Annotated in this window: 16 protein-coding genes and 1 tRNA gene; 9 read left to right on the top strand and 8 right to left on the bottom strand. The window is 62.6% G+C overall.

From position 1 onward, the window contains the following. Positions 1-57: 57 nt before the first annotated feature. Both PGB28_RS06305 and PGB28_RS06300 read right to left on the bottom strand, forming a co-directional pair. Entirely contained in the window at positions 58-1116 is a 1059-nt protein-coding gene (locus PGB28_RS06305) for a quinone-dependent dihydroorotate dehydrogenase (RefSeq protein WP_271420650.1), read from the bottom strand. Next, the gene (locus PGB28_RS06300) at positions 1113-1451 is read right to left on the bottom strand and encodes a DUF952 domain-containing protein (protein ID WP_271420649.1); all 339 of its coding nucleotides are present in this window, start codon (positions 1449-1451) and stop codon (positions 1113-1115) included. The genes PGB28_RS06305 and PGB28_RS06300 overlap by 4 nt, the downstream gene beginning before the upstream one ends. Before the next feature lie 186 nt (positions 1452-1637). Here PGB28_RS06300 and PGB28_RS06295 point away from each other — a divergent pair, with 186 nt between their 5' ends. Then, entirely contained in the window at positions 1638-3197 is a 1560-nt protein-coding gene (locus PGB28_RS06295) for a bifunctional metallophosphatase/5'-nucleotidase (RefSeq protein ID WP_271420648.1), read from the top strand. 59 nt (positions 3198-3256) lie between these two features. On the opposite strand, the gene PGB28_RS06290 is transcribed toward PGB28_RS06295, so the two are convergent. Beyond that, entirely contained in the window at positions 3257-4027 is a 771-nt protein-coding gene (locus PGB28_RS06290; protein ID WP_271420647.1) for a hypothetical protein, read from the bottom strand. A gap of 116 nt (positions 4028-4143) precedes the next feature. Between PGB28_RS06290 and PGB28_RS06285 the strand changes: the two genes are divergently transcribed. After that, entirely contained in the window at positions 4144-4449 is a 306-nt protein-coding gene (locus tag PGB28_RS06285) for a DnaJ family domain-containing protein (RefSeq protein WP_271420646.1), read from the top strand. Here the strand turns inward: PGB28_RS06285 and PGB28_RS06280 are convergent. Then, a complete protein-coding gene (locus PGB28_RS06280; protein ID WP_271420645.1) occupies positions 4440-5021 on the bottom strand; it encodes a flavodoxin family protein in 582 nt (193 codons plus the stop codon). The two genes, PGB28_RS06285 and PGB28_RS06280, sit on opposite strands and share 10 nt — an antisense overlap. Positions 5022-5069: 48 nt before the next feature. Between PGB28_RS06280 and PGB28_RS06275 the strand changes: the two genes are divergently transcribed. Beyond that, positions 5070-6266, top strand: coding sequence for a class I SAM-dependent methyltransferase (locus PGB28_RS06275; RefSeq protein ID WP_271420644.1), 1197 nt, complete (start codon positions 5070-5072; stop codon positions 6264-6266). A 4-nt stretch (positions 6267-6270) separates the two neighbouring features. Continuing rightward, positions 6271-6930, top strand: a complete 660-nt coding sequence (locus PGB28_RS06270) for an SOS response-associated peptidase (protein WP_271420643.1) — start codon at positions 6271-6273, stop codon at positions 6928-6930. A gap of 121 nt (positions 6931-7051) precedes the next feature. On the opposite strand, the gene PGB28_RS06265 is transcribed toward PGB28_RS06270, so the two are convergent. Further along, entirely contained in the window at positions 7052-7729 is a 678-nt protein-coding gene (locus PGB28_RS06265; RefSeq protein ID WP_271420642.1) for a GntR family transcriptional regulator, read from the bottom strand. Positions 7730-7833: 104 nt separating this feature from the next. Here PGB28_RS06265 and PGB28_RS06260 point away from each other — a divergent pair, with 104 nt between their 5' ends. From PGB28_RS06260 to PGB28_RS06240, 5 genes are all read left to right on the top strand, one after another. Further along, positions 7834-8862 carry an AbrB family transcriptional regulator gene (locus tag PGB28_RS06260; protein ID WP_408636220.1) on the top strand — a complete coding sequence of 343 codons (1029 nt, stop codon included), beginning with the start codon at positions 7834-7836 and terminating at the stop codon, positions 8860-8862. A 117-nt stretch (positions 8863-8979) separates the two neighbouring features. Then, positions 8980-9053: transfer RNA gene (locus PGB28_RS06255), tRNA-Gly, on the top strand. A 122-nt stretch (positions 9054-9175) separates the two neighbouring features. Then, the gene (locus tag PGB28_RS06250) at positions 9176-11215 is read left to right on the top strand and encodes a caspase family protein (RefSeq protein ID WP_271420640.1); all 2040 of its coding nucleotides are present in this window, start codon (positions 9176-9178) and stop codon (positions 11213-11215) included. Between the two features lie 69 nt (positions 11216-11284). Further along, a complete protein-coding gene (locus PGB28_RS06245) occupies positions 11285-13078 on the top strand; it encodes an ABC transporter transmembrane domain-containing protein (protein ID WP_271420639.1) in 1794 nt (597 codons plus the stop codon). 134 nt (positions 13079-13212) lie between these two features. Next, positions 13213-15096 (top strand): acyl-CoA synthetase, encoded by a 1884-nt coding sequence (locus PGB28_RS06240; RefSeq protein ID WP_271420638.1) that lies wholly within the window; start codon positions 13213-13215, stop codon positions 15094-15096. Positions 15097-15308: 212 nt separating this feature from the next. Here PGB28_RS06240 and PGB28_RS06235 read toward each other — a convergent pair whose 3' ends face one another. Genes PGB28_RS06235 through pth form a run of 3 tightly spaced genes read right to left on the bottom strand, consistent with a single transcriptional unit; the run spans position 15309 to position 17552 of the window. Next, positions 15309-15683, bottom strand: coding sequence for a DUF2237 family protein (locus PGB28_RS06235; protein WP_271420637.1), 375 nt, complete (start codon positions 15681-15683; stop codon positions 15309-15311). Between the two features lie 16 nt (positions 15684-15699). Continuing rightward, positions 15700-16869 (bottom strand): serine hydrolase domain-containing protein, encoded by a 1170-nt coding sequence (locus PGB28_RS06230; protein WP_271420636.1) that lies wholly within the window; start codon positions 16867-16869, stop codon positions 15700-15702. Next, positions 16869-17552 carry an aminoacyl-tRNA hydrolase gene (pth, locus tag PGB28_RS06225; RefSeq protein WP_271420635.1) on the bottom strand — a complete coding sequence of 228 codons (684 nt, stop codon included), beginning with the start codon at positions 17550-17552 and terminating at the stop codon, positions 16869-16871. The genes PGB28_RS06230 and pth overlap by 1 nt, the downstream gene beginning before the upstream one ends. Positions 17553-17650 lie beyond the last annotated feature (98 nt).

Here is a 17650-nt window from a genome sequence, read left to right as displayed (position 1 = left end):
TGGAATGACTCGGGAAATTCCCCCATCAACCGCGCGAAGCCTTTTTGAATCAGCGCGTTATATCCAGTCTTTCACGCTTTTTCCGACCGCGTCCGACACGGTTTCAAACCCGTCCCGCGCCAGCAATTTGTCGAGCCCGGTCACGATCTCCTGCACGAGCGAAAGGCCGCCAAACACCATCGCGGTGTAGAGTTGTACCGCCGACGCACCCGCGCGGATCTTGGCATAGGCCTGTTCGGCCGATCCGATCCCGCCAACCCCGATCAGGGGCATGTCACCACCGGTCAGATCGTAGAGGCGGGCGAGCACACGGGTTGAAGGCTCAAACAGCGGCGCGCCGGACAGCCCGCCCTGTTGCCCCTTGTGTTCCGACGTCAAGCCGTCGCGGGAAAGCGTTGTGTTCGTGGCTATAATTCCACTTATCCCCACGGTGCCCGAAACCTCGGCAATCTCGGCCAGAGCTGCATCGTCCAGATCGGGAGCGATCTTGAGGAAAACCGGGATCTCCCGGTCCAGACCCGCACGTGCCTCCATCACACCACCCAGCAGCGCCATGAGCGCATCGCGCCCCTGAAGATCGCGCAGCTTCTCGGTATTGGGCGAGGACACATTCACCGTGGCGAAATCGACGAAAGGACCACAATGGGCCAGCACGCGGGCGAAATCGGCGGCGCGGTCTTCGCTTGTCTTGTTGGCACCGAGGTTCAGCCCGATCACCGCGTCACGGGGCCGGGTTTTCAGCCGGTCTGCAATGGCCTCCATCCCGTCATTGTTGAACCCGAAGCGGTTGATCGCCGCGCGGTCCTCGGTCAGCCGGAACAGGCGCGGCTTGGGGTTGCCCGGCTGGGGTAGGGGCGTGGCGGCCCCCACCTCGATAAAGCCGAATCCCGCCCGGGAAAGGCCAAGAAGTGCGGTGGCATTCTTGTCAAACCCGGCGGCCAGCCCGACCGGATTGGGCAAGCGCAGCCCGGCGACCTCGGTGCGCAGCCGCTCAGAAGTCAGAAGCCCCGGCGACGGAGCCACACCAAGTTGCAGCGCCTTGATCGCCAGCCCATGGGCGGTTTCGGGGTCGGTCCGGTAAAGTGCGCTGAGCCCGATCTTTTCCAGAAAATTCATCCGAAATTCTCCGGAAATACATGTCCGTCCGGACCAAGCGGCAGCGGTTGGCACCATGTGACATGTGCCAGTGTCAGAGGGCCGTAGTAATGTGGAAACTCCGCCCCGCCCCGGGACACTTCCCATTTGAGCGCATCACCCATGCGGTCGGTGTCCAGTTCGGCAAGAAACAGCCCGACTTCGCCGGCAAAGTGCTTTGCGGCGGTTTCGCGGGCTTGCTCAGCGGTGGAAAAGTGGATGTACCCGTCGGCCACATCCACCGGCGCGCCCGCGGTTTCGCCCTTGAGCTTCAGCGCTGCCCATTCATTGGCGCGCATTATCTTGTAAATCAGCATGGGCGCTTGTTGCCGCCTGAACCGCCCATGGTCAAGCCCAATGCTCTGTCACGCTCCTGTTGCACGGCGCGGTTAATCGGCAGGCGATGCGCTGCCGTCTGGTGGACTTCTCCTCGGGTAATCTTTGACTCGTGCCCGAACCCGTTGCAGCATCTGCACCATAACAACCGACAGAGAGGACTAAGAATGTCTGTTCGCCTTTTGACAAGCGCGGCTGCCCTTGCACTTTCCACAAGCGTGGCCAGCGCCGATTATTCGCTGACAATTCTTCATACCAACGATTTCCACGCCCGTTTCGAGCCGATCAGCAAATATGACAGCGGCTGCTCGGTCGAGGATGATGCCGCGGGCAAATGCTTTGGTGGTTCCGCGCGTCTGGTCACGGCGGTGAACGAGGCCAAAAAGCGCTCGAACAACTGGATCCTCGTGGATGGCGGTGACCAGTTCCAGGGCACGCTGTTCTACACCTATTACAAGGGCAAGCTGGCCGCCGAGATGATGAACCTCATGGGTTACACGGCGATGACCGTGGGCAACCATGAGTTTGATGACGGCCCCGAAGTGCTGCGCGGGTTCATGGATGCGGTGGAATTCCCGGTCCTGATGTCGAACGCCGATGTGAGCCGCGAGCCGCTTTTGGCCGATGTGCTGAAGAAAAGCACCGTGATCGAACAGGGCGGCGAAAAGATCGGGCTGATCGGTCTGACCCCTCAGAACACCGATGAGCTGGCCAGCCCCGGCCCCAACATCATCTTTACCGATCCGTCCGACGCGGTGCAGGCCGAGGTTGACGCGCTGACAGAGATGGGCGTGAACAAGATCATCGTGCTCAGCCATTCGGGCTATGCCGTGGATCAGCGGGTTGCCGCGAACACCACCGGCGTTGACGTGATCGTGGGTGGGCATTCCAACACCTATCTCGCCAATAATGACGACAATGCTGACGGGCCTTACCCGACGGTGGTCAATGGCGTGCAGATCGTGCAGGCCTATGCCTATGGCAAATACTTGGGCGAGTTGAATGTCACCTTTGACGATGCGGGCAACGTGACCGAGGCCACCGGCGATCCGCTTCTGGTGGATGCGGCGATCCTGGCCAATGAAGAGGTGGCGGCGCGCATCAAGGAAGCGGCCAAACCGCTGGACGAGATTCGCAACAAGGTGGTGGCCAGCGCCGCCGAGGCGATCGAGGGCGACCGTTCGGTCTGTCGCGCGGTGGAATGCCCGATGGGCAATCTGGTGGCCGATGCCATGCTTGCACGGGTCAGGGACCAGGGCATCGAAGTGGCGATTGCCAATGGCGGCGGGTTGCGCGCATCCATTGATGCGGGTGACGTGACCATGGGCGAGGTGCTGACCGTGCTGCCGTTCCAGAACACGCTGGCCACCTTCCAGGTGACCGGTGAAACGCTGGTTGCGGCGCTGGAAAACGGTGTAAGCGAAATCGAAGAGGGCGGCGGCCGCTTTCCGCAGGTGGCGGGGATGAGCTTTGTTGTTGATCCCGCCGCAGAGCCGGGCAGCCGCGTCTCCGGCGTGATGGTTGGTGGCGCGCCGGTGGAAATGGACCGTGTCTATGGCGTGGTGTCCAACAACTTCGTGCGCAATGGCGGGGACGGTTACAAGATGTTCCGCGATGCGATGAACGCCTATGACTACGGCCCGGACCTTGCCGATGTGACGGCGGAGTATCTGGCCGAAAACGCGCCTTACCAGCCCTATACGGACGGTCGTATCACGATGAAATAATTCCGGGTTCACCCTGTGGTCAGGCCCCCGGACTTCCGGGGGCCATTCTCTTTCCTGGTTCAGGGATGGAACACATCCCGGATATACATCGGAATGCTGACGATGGCCTGAACCTCTTCGCTCCCGTTGAGAAGCGGCGACAAGCCCTTGAGATTGCTGGAATAAGACAGCTCTCCATTCAACGGCTTGCCGAGGGCCTCACTGGAGACAAGCTCTGCAAGCTGTTGATAGGTCTGAGAGACGGCGAAATCCGGATCAGCGGCAGAAAAGGCCGCCGATTTGCCCAGGCTCCAGCCGGGTGTGCCCATTTCGTAACTGAGCGACAGGGTCAGCGCAGTGTCGCCTTCGCTCACCGTCCAACTCTCGGAGGCACTGCGCGCCGTGCCGCTGGTGCCACTCAGGCCGCGCTCGCGCTGCACCTGTGCGGTGATGGTATTGCCATAAGGGTTGGCGTCGGGATCATCTGTATAGACCACAAGCACGAATTGCCGGATGCCCTTGCCGCCCGTTTCCTTGCCAAGGCCGAGAATGGCGGCGGTGGTCCGGGTGGCGGGATCTGCGGGTTTGCCTTCGGTGTCCAGCACCAGATGCGCATCCAGCAGCGCAAGGATCGCGTTGGACCCGGTCATTGGCCCCTTGGGATAGGGGATCGCCACCCAACCCGCGGGCATCATGTCAGTCACCGCGTCAGCGTCGGTTTTGATCCCGACCAGTAGGCGGCTTTCGATGACCGATCCCATCGGGGTTTCGGCTTGGGCAGAAAACGGCAACAGGGTAAGGCACAGGGCCAGCGCAAGGCTGGCGAAATATGACAGGTGTCTGCGTGTCATGGTCACTCCTCCCTTGGAAAGGACGGTAGTCTAGCGCCGTTGAGACGGGTGGGGTTTGATCTGGCGCAAGTCGCGCGGGTCTTGCGGTGCCGGGCAGGCTGGGTCACTCTTGGGGCATGGACCATCCGCTCATCGACCTGATCAATGCGCGCATCCGCGAGGCGGAAGAGGCGGGCGCGTTCGACAACCTGCCGGGCGCGGGCAAACCCCTGCCACCCGAGGATGATCCGGAAAACGCGCTGCTCAATCGGTTGGTCAAGGAGAATGGCGGCGTGCCGGAGTTTGTCAGCCTGAGCCGGGAACTGGCCCGACTGCGTGAAGAACTGCGCGACACCGGGGACCGGACCCGGCGGCAGGATATTCTCAAGGACATGTCTATGATGGAGGCGCGGATCGAACTGGCCCGCAAGGCTTATCGCTGACCCCAGCGGTCTGCCGCCGCCGCGATGCGCTTGCCAAAGCGTCGTGCGGTTTCCAGATCATGCGCTTCGATCAACCGGCTTTTGTCGCGCGAGGATGTGGCCATCAGCCCCAGCCAGCTGCCATCACGGTTGATGCCCACCTGCTTTGGCTTGACCGGCGCGCCAATGGCGGCCTGTCCGACCCAGATCATGCCCATCTGCGCGGAATAGACCGCCATGCGCTGCAGCGCTGCCAGCTTGTCCCCCGATCCATGGGTGGCCACGGTAAAGCCCGCGGCGATCTTGTCGGTCCAGCCATGGCTGTCCCAGCGCGATGCCGCGTCTTCGAGAAACATGTCGAAGCGCGCGGCGGTGGATCCCATGTAGGTGGGCGCGCCAAAGACAATCGCGGGCGCTGCATCCAGCGCGTCCCAGTCCTCGGATGTCATCTCTGTCACGTCGATCAATCTCGGCGCGCCGATGCCCGCGGCGATGCCCTGTGCCAGCCGCGCCGTGTGCCCCGCGCCGGTGAAATAGGGCAGGCAGATCGGGGCCGGTTCTAATGGAACCGGTTCCAAGGGGTCTTGTGTCATGGCCAAAGACTGGGGCAAACCCGGGACAGGAGCAAGCGGGGAAAGACGATGGTCTCGGTCAAGCAACAATACGAAGCCTTCCCCTATCCCGAACGCGACCCCGAGGATGAGCGCACGCGTTTGATCACCGGTTCGCCTTCGCATCCGGTGGAGATGGATCATTACCTGTTCGGGGGGGCGCGGGACTGGTCGCAGCCGCTGCGCGTCTTGGTGGCGGGCGGTGGTACAGGGGATGGGTTGATCCAGTTGGGCCATTACCTGAAGCTGACCGGCAAACCGCATGAGATCACCTATGTCGATCTGTCCGAAGCCTCGCGCGCGGTGGCCGAGGCACGGGCCCGGGTGCGGGGGCTGACGGAGATTTCCTTTCACACCGGCTCCCTGCTGGATGCGGCCGAGTATGGGCAATTCGATTACATCGACTGTTGCGGCGTGCTGCACCACCTGCCGGACCCAGATGCCGGGTTTCGCGCGCTGCGCGCGGCGCTGGCCCCGGGCGGTGGGCTGGGCTTCATGGTCTATGCCCCGTATGGCCGCTCGGGTGTCTATCCGTTGCAAGAGGCGTTTGGCGCGCTCTTTGCCGATCTGCCCGCGAAGAAACGGCTCAAATCGGCCAAGGCGGCCTTTGAAAAGCTGCCAGAGGGGCACCCGTTCAAGCGCAACCCGCATTTGGGCGATCATCGCGCTTCGGATGCGGGGTTCTATGACCTGCTGCTGCACGGGCAGGATCGGGCCTATGACGTGGCATCGCTGGTGGAGGTGCTGGAGCGCACGGGCTGGGCGCTGTCCTCTTTCACCACGCCGCTGATGTATGATCCGTCGCGCTTTGCCGATGTGCCAAAAGATATGGACCCCGTGACGCGCATGGCGCTGGCGGAAAAGCTTTGTGGCACGATCCGGGTGCACATTGCCTATGCTGTGGCCGAGGGAGAAGAGCGGGGGCGCATCGCCGATCCCCGGAACCCGGACCTCGTGCCGCATCTCATTGGCGTGGCCCCGGCGGCATTGGCCAAAGCGGTGGCAGAGGGCCGACCGATCCCGGTCAAACAAGGGGGCGAGACGATCCCGCTGCGTCTCCCGCGTGAGGCGGCACCGCTTCTGGGGCGGGTCACGGGCAAGAACAGCTTGCGTGAGATCGCCGGGGCCAACGGTATGGACGGGGACCGCTTTGCCGCGCTCTGGACCCCAGCGACGCGCGATCTGACGGGATGGGGCTTGCTTCTTTATTCGTCCTTCCTACGCTAGGGGCATGTGTGGACGTTTCGCAGTCACCTTGCCCCCCGATGCGATGGCGCAGCTTTTCGCGGCGACGCCGGCCAATGACCTTCCGGATGTGCCCAATTACAATGTCTGCCCCACCACACAGATCCATGTGATCCGGGCCGGTGAGGGACAGCGCCACCTGCAATCCATGCGCTGGGGGTTCCTGCCGCATTGGTACAAAACGCCCACCGATGGCCCGCTGCTGATCAATGCCCGGGCCGAGACGATTGCCGAGAAACCGGCGTTTCGCGCGGCCTGTCGCGAGCGGCGCTGCCTGATCCCGGCGACGGGGTTCTATGAATGGACCAAGGATGGCGAAGGCAAGCGCCTGCCATGGTATATCCACCGCTCTGACGGCGCGCCGCTGGCCTTTGCGGCAGTCTGGCAGGATTGGGCGCGCGGCGAAGAGGCGTTCCGGACCTGTGCCATCGTGACGACCGGGGCGAATGACCGGATGCGCCAGATCCATCACCGTATGCCGGTCATTCTTGAGCCAAGGGACTGGGCCTTGTGGCTGGGCGAAGAGGGTAAAGGGGCCGCAACGCTGATGCGGGCGGCCAATGAGGACGTGCTGGAATTTTACCGGGTTGATCCCAAGGTGAATTCCAATCGCGCCCGGGGCGAGGACTTGATCGCGCCGATCTGAACGCGTAGCCCCCGGATGCCGATGCCTGCCTTTTACGGTTTTGGTATCAGAGGGGCGGGCGGCAGCACGGTCTGTTCCATGGGCTTTGAGGACGGTCAGTATGTGAGCGCTGTCGGGCCGGTCACAGCAGGTCTCCGTCATGGCTCTGGCCCGACAGCGCCCGCAAGGCGCGCACACGGACCCGCTGTGCCGCCTCGATATGGGCGCGCATGGCGGTTTCGGCGCAGGCTCCATCGCGCGCCTTGATCGCGTCGAGAACGCGGGCATGTTCGCGGACGGCCTTCTCGGCGCGGTCGGATTGCGTCAATGTCGAGGGACCAAGGATCAGCAGCGATTTTTGCAGCGCCTGAATGGAGCGGGTTAGAAAACGGTTGCGCGCCGCTTCCAGAAGAGCGCTGTGAAACCGGCGATTGAGCTGGAAAGCCTCGGGCACATTTCCCAGCGCGCCAAGCTGTTGGTTCATGTCTAGGAGTTCTACGATTTCGATATCCGACGCGGCGCGCGCGGCCAGACGCGCGGCGGTGCCTTCCAGAACGGCGCGCATTTCATAGAGCTCCATGACCTCGGCATAGTCCAGCCTGCGGATGCTTGCCCCCTGACGCGGCACATGGGTGACGATACCGTCGGCCTCCATCTGGCGGATCGCTTCGCGCACCGGCGTGCGCGACATACCCAACCGCTCCGCCAGTTCCGTTTCGCGCAGCCGGTCGCCGGGGTGCAACCTGCCTGCACGCAGGTCTGACATGAGCCGCGCATAGGCGGCGTTCCCCTGTGGGGTGCTGTCATTATCTGCGGTCATGGGGATCTCCGGAAACATCTTGTATCCAAATGGATACAATCGTAGACCTAAAGCGTCAAGACACGTGGGAGGCGGGTTTGCGCGTATCTGTTCCTGAAACGACCTTGGTCCGCCGTGGCCTGACGTTTCTTCTGGCAAGCGCCGGGGGAGGGCTGTTTTGGGTGCTTGGCCTGCCATTACCCTTCCTGTTTGGTCCAATGGCCTTCTGTCTGGCCGCTGCGCTGGCGCATCTGCCGATCACCGGATTCGGGCAGGTGTCCGTCGCGGCGCGGACAATCCTTGGGGTGGCGGTGGGCGCGTCCATCACTCCGGACGTTATCGCGGAATTGCCGCGTATGGCGCTGTCCGTGGCGCTGATCCCGGTTTTTATCGCGCTTATCGCGCTGGTTGGCGTTCCGTTTTTCCGCAGGCTCTGGGGCTTCGACGCGCCCACCGCTTATTACGCGGCGATGCCGGGTGGCTTGCAGGACATGGTGATTTTCGGCACCGAAGCGGGGGGCAATCCACGCGCGCTGTCGCTGATCCATGCGACGCGGGTTCTGATCATCGTCACGCTGGCACCGTTCATCCTGAGCCAGTTCTATGGCGCGGCGCTGACCAACCCGATTGGCGATCCCGCGGCAAGCCTGCCATGGCATGAGATGGCGATCATGGTCGTCGCGGCCTGGGTCGGCTGGAAGGGCGGAGTGCGGCTGGGCCTGTTCGGCGCGTCGATCCTTGGCCCGATGATCGTGACGGCGGCGCTGTCGCTCACCGACGTGATCCATTCGCGCCCACCGGCCGAGGCCATCGTCGTGGCGCAGTTTTTCATCGGCTGCGGAATCGGGGTGCATTTTCTGGGCGTGACATGGAAAGAAGTCACGCGCGTGGTGGCGGCAGGCGTGGCCTATGTGCTGGTGCTGGCCACTCTGGCGGCAGGATTCACGGGGCTGGTGACCGCCTTGGGCCTGGGCGATCCGGTGCCCGTCTTCCTTGCCTTCGCGCCGGGCGGACAGGCCGAGATGACCGTTCTGGCCATCGTCACCGGGGCGGACCTTGGGTTCGTGATCACCCACCATCTGACGCGCATCGTCATCGTGATCGTCGGCGCGCCGGTGGTGGCGCGGATCATCGCCCGTGGGCGCCCGGGTTGATCATGTGGATCGGTACGCCCGGAGATGAAAACCCGGCGACGAATGGCAGAAGCCCAACCCTTCGGGAGAACGTGCTTGACCCCGAAAACGCCATATCCTATCACCCGTTTCTGCCGAGCGGGCGTTGTGTAATGGTAAGACCTCAGCCTTCCAAGCTGATGATACGGGTTCGATTCCCGTCGCCCGCTCCAGATTTCCTTTACCGAATGATCCGTTAACGATCCCTGCGGCGGCATTGGGCTCGGATATGACCTTTGCGTTTGTCCCGAGCATAATCTGGACAAACCCGGTTCGCTGGGTCAGATTTCGGCGTATGAAATTTCATATATTTGCCGCCGTTTTCATTGCCCTTTCTGCGCTTCCCGCTGTCGCCGCGAAACAGGCGCTTGTGATTGGCAACGCCGCCTATACCTCACTGGATCCGTTGCAGAACACGATCCCCGATGCCCAAGGCTATCGCGCGGCGTTCGAGGCGCTGGGATACGCCGTCCAGTATCACACTGATCTGGACGAGTTGGCGCTGGAAGAGGCGGTGATCTCATTTGTGGACGGGATCGAGCCGGGGGACGAGGTTGCCTTTGTCTTTTCCGGCCATGGCTGGAGCGCGGAGGGGATCAATTACCTGATTCCCACGGACGCGCCGAAACAGGGGTCTGAACGGCTTCTGGCGCGGCGGTCCCTGCCGTTACAGAACGGGGTCAACGGCGTGCTGGACGATATCGAGGCGCAGGGCGCGGCGCTGAGCCTGGCCATCATCGACGCCTGCCGCGACAACCCGTTCGAGGGCAAGGGCACACGGTCGGTGGGGCGCACGCGCGGGCTCAGCCGGATCGAGCCGATGCAGGGCTCTTTCGTGATCTATTCCGCAGGCGCGGGGCAGACGGCGCTGGACAGGCTGCGCGGGGACGGGGCGGATCAGAGATATTCGGTTTTTACCCGGCATTTCCTGCCACTGCTGACCTCGGACATGTATCTGGAGGATGCGGTGATCGTGGCGCAGGAACAGACCGCGCGCGCCGCGCGGCAGGACGATCACCTGCAGATCCCGGCCGTCTATCGCCAGAAGCTGGGCAAGACCTGTCTGAGCGGGGCCTGCAGCGATCAGGTGGTGCCCGCCGTGGCGCAGGAGCCTGCGCCCTATGACGGGTCGGGCTGGTTTACCGATATTCCCGACAATGACATCGTCTCCCTCATGTCCCAGAGCTATGTCGCCGGGCATCCGGACCTGCATGCGTTCATGTATTACAAGCGCGACAAGAGCGGCCGCCGCGGGGTTGCGCAACATATGCTGGCAACGCTGGAGCGCGACGGGACCCCGCGCTGGGCCATCGCGGTCGAGGGCGGGCGGGCGGTTGCGATGCGAGATGGGTTTGTTGTCTTATCGGATGAGGGCTTTCAGCTGTTTGACGCGGATGGGCGGTCCACGGGCAGGCGCGGCTACAAGGGCTGGAAACGCGTGGTCGTTCAGGATGCGCGCGTCGCCCCCGATGGTCGGTTGCTGGTGTTTGCCAGCCAGCGGGAATGGGGAACGCCGGATGTGCGCGCACCCGATGCGGGGTTGTTTGAACTGGATATCAACACTGGCGCATTGAGCGAAATCTATACCGTTGCTCCGGATGACTGGACCAAGGCAGACGGCCTTGAGCGCCGCCGTTTCATTCTGGGGATGATAGGACCGGACGGCAATTCCGCGGTTCTGGTCAAGAACCTTGCGACCAAAGTCACCGAGGTCAAGGAGACGGATGGCGGGACCCGGTGGGACTATGAGGATATCAGCAATGTCTCGACCGTGGAATTCCGCGACGCGTCTGGCGGGATCACCGGGACTGTGCCCTATGCCGGAAATCCCTTTCAGGCCGAAGTGAGACAGAAATTATTTGCCTCGCATCTTGCGTCTGTCTCACGCACGAAGGGCGCTTTCGGAGAGCCTCAGATCCTTACCGCAACGGGGGCGAGGACCCTGCCGGGAGTGCTTCCGGAGGCACCGCTGTGTTCGGACGCGTTCCGCTATCAGTGGCAGCCGGTCTGGTTTGGGTTGGGCGAAGACGCAAGCTATGTAACCACGGCGACCCGGACACACCCGAATGGGGAACTGTTGATGGTGTCGAATGAGACAAATGATATCCTTGGTCGCGTGGCGTTGCCCGGGCATGACGAGGATACGTGCTACTGGAGGTCATTATTGGGCGAGTTCAAGGGCTTCTCCTATGATCCGACCATTTATGAGCTTGATGACGGTAGTCTTTTGATGCTGCGCTGGGGCGGGCAGTTGCTGATGGGGGACCGCCCGTGGCCCGAGGACGCTTCGGCGCGGGTTCAGGTCCTGCACATCCCGGCTCCGACGAAAGACTGACGCGACCGCACGCCGCTTGCCCCCAAGGCCCGGTTTCCGTAAACCACTCCGGAACAGACGGAGACGCGCATGCCCAGAGGAATTGGGAAACCCCAGGAAGAGCGGGAAAAGTCGAAACAGATCGGATCGCTGCGCGCGCTCTGGCCGTTCCTGCGGCCCTATCGGGGGCTGATGGTGGCGTCGGTTCTGGCGCTCATTCTGACGGCCTGTGTGTCACTGACATTGCCGCTGGCGGTGCGCCGCGTGGTGGATAATTTCAACACCTCCGATGGCGCGCTGCTGGATCTCTATTTTACCGCCGCATTGGTCATTGCCGGGCTTCTGGCGATTGGTACGGCGCTGCGTTACGCGCTGGTCACGCGGCTGGGCGAACAGGTGGTCACCGATATCCGCAAGGCGGTGTTTGACCGGGTGCTGGGTCTGTCGCCCGCATTCTACGAGAAAATCATGACCGGCGAGGTGGTGAGCCGGATCACCACCGACACCACGCTGATCCTCTCGGTGATCGGCTCTTCCATCTCCATCGCGCTGCGTAACCTATTGATTTTCCTGGGTGGCATGGTGCTGATGCTGGCCACGTCACCCAAGCTGACGGGGCTGGTCCTGCTGATCGTGCCTGCGGTTATCATTCCGATCATGACGCTGGGGCGGCGTTTGCGGGTGCTGAGCCGGGAGAATCAGGACTGGATCGCGGCGTCGTCGGGCAACGCCTCCGAAAGCCTGGGCGCGGTGCAGACGGTGCAGGCCTTTACTCATGAGCTGCTGACCCGCCGCGCCTTTGGCGAGGTAACGGACAAATCGCTGGTTGCCGCCAAGAAGCGGATCACCACGCGGGCGGTGATGACGGCCATCGTGATCCTGCTGGTCTTCACCGGTGTCGTGGGCGTGCTCTGGATCGGCGCGCGGGATGTGCGCGCGGGCGAGATGAGCGCCGGGACATTGGTGCAGTTCGTGATCTACGCGGTCATGGTGGCGGGCTCTGTCGCCGCGCTGTCCGAAATCTTTGGCGAGCTGCAGCGCGCGGCGGGTGCGACCGAGCGGCTGGTGGAACTGCTCCATGCCGAGGACGCGGTGACCGATCCCGTCGAACCATTGCCGTTGCCTGCGAATGTGACCGGGGCAATCGCGTTTGAAGATGTGGAATTTGCTTATCCGCAGCGCCCGGACGTGTCTGCGCTGGATGGGGTGAGCCTGAATATTGCGCCGGGTGAAACCGTGGCTCTGGTCGGCCCTTCGGGTGCAGGCAAGACCACGATCATCCAGCTGCTGCTGCGGTTTTATGATCCGGCCTCGGGGCGGATCACGCTGGACGGGGTGGATATCGCCGCCATGCGCCGGGACGTGTTCCGCCAGTCCATCGCGCTGGTGCCGCAGGACCCGATGATCTTTGCCGCTTCGGCGCGCGACAATATCCGCTTTGGTCGTCCCGATGCGTCGGACACCGAAATTGAGGCTGCCGCGCGGGCCGCTGCCGCGCATGAGTTCATCGCCGCGCTGCCCGATGGATATGACAGCTTCCTCGGCGAACGTGGCGTGATGCTCTCGGGCGGGCAGAAACAGCGCATTGCGATTGCCCGCGCCATCCTGCGGGATGCGCCGGTCCTGCTGCTGGACGAGGCGACAAGCGCGCTGGATGCCGAAAGCGAACGCGCGGTGCAGGCGGCTGTCGATGCGCTGGCCGAGGATCGCACGACGATCATCGTCGCGCATCGTCTGGCTACGGTGAAAAAGGCCGACCGTATCGTTGTGATGGATCAGGGTCGCATCGTTGCCATGGGGCCGCATGATGAATTGGTGGCGCAGGGCGGGCTCTATGCGCGGCTGGCACGGTTGCAGTTCACCGACGGGATCGCAGCAGAGTAATTCCGGGCCCGCGTTTTGCGACGCGGCGTCTTATTGCGCTCTCTCCCTGCGTCACTCTTGCGCGGTGGCGCAAAGCCACGCATCCTGTCGCGCAATGCAAGGCCCCGGAAAGCGGGCTCAGGGAGGAGATGTTCATGAGTTTTGCGTCCATGGAAGACCGCAATGCCATTGAAAACGAAATGCCTTGGGAGGCGCGCGACGTTCCGGTCACGCTGCATGGCATGCTGGCGCGCACCGCCGGACGTTTCCCGGACCGGCCCGCGATCAGCTACCAGATCACCTCGGGCCCGACGGACAAGGCCGAGACGCTGAGCTGGCGGGAGTTGCACGAAAAATCCTGTCAGGCGGCCAACCTGTTCCGTTCGCTCAAGATCGGACCCACGGATGTGGTGGCCTATATCCTGCCCAACTGTAACGAGACGGTCGTCACGCTTTTGGGCGGCGCGATGGCCGGGATCGTGAACCCGATCAACCCGCTGTTGGAAGCTGAACAGATCGGTGCCATCCTGCGCGAGACCAACGCCAAGGTTGTTGTCACGCTCAAGGCGTTCCCCAAGACCGACATCGCCCAGAAAGTGGCCGAGGCCGTGCGCCATGCGCCGCCTGTGCACACGGTGCTCGAGATCGACCTCAACCGCTATCTGACCCCGCCTAAAAGCTGGATTGTGCCGCTCATTCGCCCGAAGAACCCGGGCAACCATCATGCGGATGTGAAAAGCTTCCATTCCGAGTTGAAAAAGCACAACACCACGCTGGATTTCGAGGATGCGCAGGAGGACCGGGTCGGGGCCTATTTCCACACCGGCGGCACCACCGGCATGCCCAAGGTGGCGCAGCATCTCTATTCCGGCATGATCTATAATGGCTGGCTGGGCGATACGCTGCTGTTCACCGAAGAGGACAATATCATCTGTCCGCTGCCGCTGTTCCATGTCTTTGCCTGCCACGTGATCCTGATGGCGGCGCTGAGTTCCGGCGCGCATGTGGTGTTCCCCACGCCCGCAGGTTATCGCGGCGAGGGGGTATTCGACAATTTCTGGAAACTGATCGAGCGCTGGAAAATCTCGTTCATCATCACCGTGCCCACCGCAATTTCCGCGCTGATGCAGCGCAAGGTGGATGCGGATATCTCGACCGTGAAAAACGCGTTTTCCGGCTCTGCCCCCCTGCCGCTGGAGCTGTTCAAACGGTTCGAGGCGGCGTCGGGCGTGCAGATCGTTGAGGGCTATGGCCTGACCGAGGCGACCTGTCTTGTGTCCTGCAACCCGATTGAGGGGCAGAAAAAGGTGGGTTCCATCGGCATCCCCTTCCCCTATACCGATGTGAAGATCATCAAGCAGGCGGGCAACGGGGCCGAAGAATGCGCCGTGGACGAGGTGGGCGAGATCTGTGTCGCCAATCCCGGCGTCTACGCGGGCAATACCTATACCGAAGCCGAGAAAAACCGCGATCTGTTCTACCATGACCGCTACCTGCGCACCGGCGATCTTGGGCGCGTGGACAGCGACGGCTATCTGTGGATCACCGGACGGGCCAAGGACCTGATCATTCGCGGCGGCCACAATATCGACCCGGCGGATATTGAAGAGGCGCTGCTGGCCCATCCGGCGGTGGCCTTTGCCGGGGCGATCGGTCAGCCCGATGCGCATTCGGGGGAATTGCCCTGTGCCTTTGTGGAACTGGTGGATGGCGGCTCGGTAACCGAGGAAGAGCTACTGGAGCATTGCAAGGTCCATGTGCATGAGCGCGCGGCCCATCCCAAGCATATGACCATCCTTGATGAACTGCCCAAAACCGCCGTTGGCAAGGTTTTCAAGCCGGACCTGCGCAAACACGCCATCACCCGGGTCTATAACGCGGCGCTCGATGAGCGCGGGGTCAATGCCTATGTGGCCGAGGTGATCGACGACAAGAAGCGCGGACTTGTGGCGCGGATCGCCAAGTCAGGTACCGCGCGGGAAGAGGATGTGACCCATGTGCTGGGGGCCTATACACGTCCCTGGGAATGGGCGGAGTAGGCAACGATTTATTTTGAATAAATCGGACCGAAATCTTGTGAAGATTTCGTGTAGCTGGGCGCGCATCGATGCGGCGAGGCGTTTTGCGGCGATGTGGCGCGTCGCAACTTTCTTGCCTCCGGCGGGGATATTTCAGAGCCAAAGAAGGACCGGGTTGCGCTAAAGCATGTCGCGCAAAAGTGGGAACCGGTTTTGCGCTCCTCCGACACGCTCTAGGTCGTGTGGGCGTTCTGCTTCAGAACCTCCAGCGGGACGATGTCTAGCGCGGCTTTGTGCGTGGCCCCGAGATCAACCCGCGGCGCGCAGCCTTCGTCATGGGCCTGCAGGAAGCGCGCGGCGCAGAGGCACCAGTGATCGCCGGGTTTCAGCCCGGGGAACTGGAACTCGGGCCGAGGTGTCGAGAGGTCATTGCCGACATATTTCGAATAGGCGAGGAATTCCGCCGTCATCACCGCGCAGACTGTGTGGCTGCCCTGATCGGCCGCGCAGGTGTTGCAATGCCCGTCACGGAAAAAACCGGTGAGCGGATCGGTGGAGCAGGGCGCAAGCGCGCCGCCCAGCACATTCACAGACGGGTCTTTTTCCATGGTCGGTCTCCGGTGATCAGTTTTTTAAAGATGTAGCGATCCTGCGGAACATCTCAACATTTTGATCATCCACCCCGTCATCGCGGAACTGCCGGTCGGCGGCATTCACAGCGATCACCACGTCGCGGGCGCGGTCGATATAGACATATTGGCCATAGATGCCACGCGCCATGACCTCGCCCTCTGACGCGCCTTTGGGGATCCACCATTGATAGCCATAGCCCAGCTTGCCGGGTTTCGTGGGGGCGCTGGGCGCAGTGGAGGCGGCGATCCAGTCGGCGGGCACGATCTGTTGCCCGTTCAGGCGGCCGTCCTGTGCCACCATCAGCCCCATCCGCGCATAATCCCGCGTGGTCAGGTTCAGACCGCCCAGCACAAAGGCCACGCCTTCGCCATCGGTGAGATAGTAGGGCTCGGCCTCAAGCCCCATGGGCTTGATGATGCGCTCGGAGAGCAGGTCCGCGATATCCCGCCCGGTCGCGCCCCGGATCACCATGCCCAGCACATGGGTGTCAATCGAGGTATAAGCCCAGTTCCCGCCCGGGGTGGCCTCGGTCTCGGTCAACCCGGCGGCGAACCCGTCCATCGTGCCCCCCAGCGCCAGCACCCGGCCCATGCGGTTGATATCGGAATTGTAGTCGAGATAGTCCTCGTCGAATTCCACACCGCTGGTCATCTGCAGCACATTGAGGATCGAGGCCCCGTCATAGGCCCCGCCTTTGAGCGCCGGGGCGTATTTCGTGACTGGATCGTCCAGCGCGGCGATGTCGCCATCTGCCAGAACGAGCCCAAAGAGCATGGACAGGTAGCTCTTGGCCATCGACCACGAGATGCGCCGGTCCTCGGCAGTGGTGCCTTGGTAGTAGCTTTCATGCACAATCTGCCCGTTGTGCAAGACCACCAGTGCGGTGACCGCGCGCGTCTTGATCCACCCCATGGTGCCGTCGGGCAAAGCCATCTCTGGCCCGTGGGGCAGGGCGCTGACCCGCCCGTTCCCGCGCGGCACGGGGCGGTGCAGGAACAGCCGGTCCATGTTGGAGAAATTGGCAACGATCCGGTCAGCGTCAAACAGCGTGTTGACGGCGAGCAGGCGGGTGATTTCCTCGCGTTTGACAAAGGCCACGGCGGCAATGGCCAGTCCCAGTACCAACGTGACGCGCAAACTCCATTTGATCCAGCCAGGCATCAGCGAAACTTGTCCATGAGTTTCTGCATCGGGCTGCGCGTGTCCTCTTGCGGGGGTGGGGGGCTGTCTGTGGCTTTGGTCGCCGGATTTGCCTTGGCCGTGGTCGAGCTGCGCGGCGGCGCGACCTTGAGCGCCACGGCATTGAGGAATTTGCCGCTGTCACCCGCGGCCAGATCCGCCGCGCCATTGGCGATCCCGTCCATCAGAGGCCCTAGCCAGTCCTCATCCGCGCGCGGGAAATCATGCAGCACATAGCCCGACACGGCATCCTTGTGGCCCGGATGGCCGATGCCAAGGCGCACGCGCTGATAGGCCTCGCCGATATGCCCATGGATCGAGCGCAGCCCGTTATGGCCCGCATGACCGCCACCCTGTTTCACGCGGCACTTGCCGGGGGCAAGGTCCAGTTCGTCGTGAAAGACGGTGATGTCGTCCGGCTCCAGCTTGTAAAAGCGCATGGCGTCACCGACTGATTGGCCGGAGCGGTTCATGAAGGTTTCGGGTTTCAGAAGCAGCACCTTTTCGCGCCCAAGCATGCCCTCGGCGATCTTGCCCTGAAATTTGGATTTCCACGGGGAAAACCCGTGATCCTCGGCAATGCGGTCGAGCGCCATAAAGCCGATATTGTGCCGGTTGCGGGCGTATTTGCTGCCCGGATTGCCGAGGCCGACAAAGATCTGCATGGCGCGCTCCCATTTCCAATTCAGCGTCTTTGTGCCTTGGATCGGGCCAACGCTTCAATGCAAAAAGCCCCGGGAGGGTATCCCGGGGCTTTGAGATT

Origin of the sequence: Primorskyibacter aestuariivivens (assembly GCF_028023675.1) — a bacterium.
Lineage (GTDB): Bacteria > Pseudomonadota > Alphaproteobacteria > Rhodobacterales > Rhodobacteraceae > Marinovum > Marinovum aestuariivivens.
Note: the sequence above shows the minus strand (reverse complement) of the source record. Positions and strands in the feature narration are given on the sequence as shown.

Coding starts and splice junctions, on each gene's coding strand:
- pth (WP_271420635.1), bottom strand. CDS start 17,552: ATGCAGATCTTTGTCGGCCTCGGCAATCCGGGCAGCAAATACGCCCGC.
- PGB28_RS06280 (WP_271420645.1), bottom strand. CDS start 5,021: ATGACACAAGACCCCTTGGAACCGGTTCCATTAGAACCGGCCCCGATC.
- PGB28_RS06250 (WP_271420640.1), top strand. CDS start 9,176: ATGAAATTTCATATATTTGCCGCCGTTTTCATTGCCCTTTCTGCGCTT.
- PGB28_RS06295 (WP_271420648.1), top strand. CDS start 1,638: ATGTCTGTTCGCCTTTTGACAAGCGCGGCTGCCCTTGCACTTTCCACA.
- PGB28_RS06305 (WP_271420650.1), bottom strand. CDS start 1,116: ATGAATTTTCTGGAAAAGATCGGGCTCAGCGCACTTTACCGGACCGAC.
- PGB28_RS06285 (WP_271420646.1), top strand. CDS start 4,144: ATGGACCATCCGCTCATCGACCTGATCAATGCGCGCATCCGCGAGGCG.
- PGB28_RS06235 (WP_271420637.1), bottom strand. CDS start 15,683: ATGGAAAAAGACCCGTCTGTGAATGTGCTGGGCGGCGCGCTTGCGCCC.
- PGB28_RS06265 (WP_271420642.1), bottom strand. CDS start 7,729: ATGACCGCAGATAATGACAGCACCCCACAGGGGAACGCCGCCTATGCG.
- PGB28_RS06300 (WP_271420649.1), bottom strand. CDS start 1,451: ATGCTGATTTACAAGATAATGCGCGCCAATGAATGGGCAGCGCTGAAG.
- PGB28_RS06270 (WP_271420643.1), top strand. CDS start 6,271: ATGTGTGGACGTTTCGCAGTCACCTTGCCCCCCGATGCGATGGCGCAG.
- PGB28_RS06245 (WP_271420639.1), top strand. CDS start 11,285: ATGCCCAGAGGAATTGGGAAACCCCAGGAAGAGCGGGAAAAGTCGAAA.
- PGB28_RS06240 (WP_271420638.1), top strand. CDS start 13,213: ATGAGTTTTGCGTCCATGGAAGACCGCAATGCCATTGAAAACGAAATG.
- PGB28_RS06290 (WP_271420647.1), bottom strand. CDS start 4,027: ATGACACGCAGACACCTGTCATATTTCGCCAGCCTTGCGCTGGCCCTG.
- PGB28_RS06275 (WP_271420644.1), top strand. CDS start 5,070: ATGGTCTCGGTCAAGCAACAATACGAAGCCTTCCCCTATCCCGAACGC.
- PGB28_RS06230 (WP_271420636.1), bottom strand. CDS start 16,869: ATGCCTGGCTGGATCAAATGGAGTTTGCGCGTCACGTTGGTACTGGGA.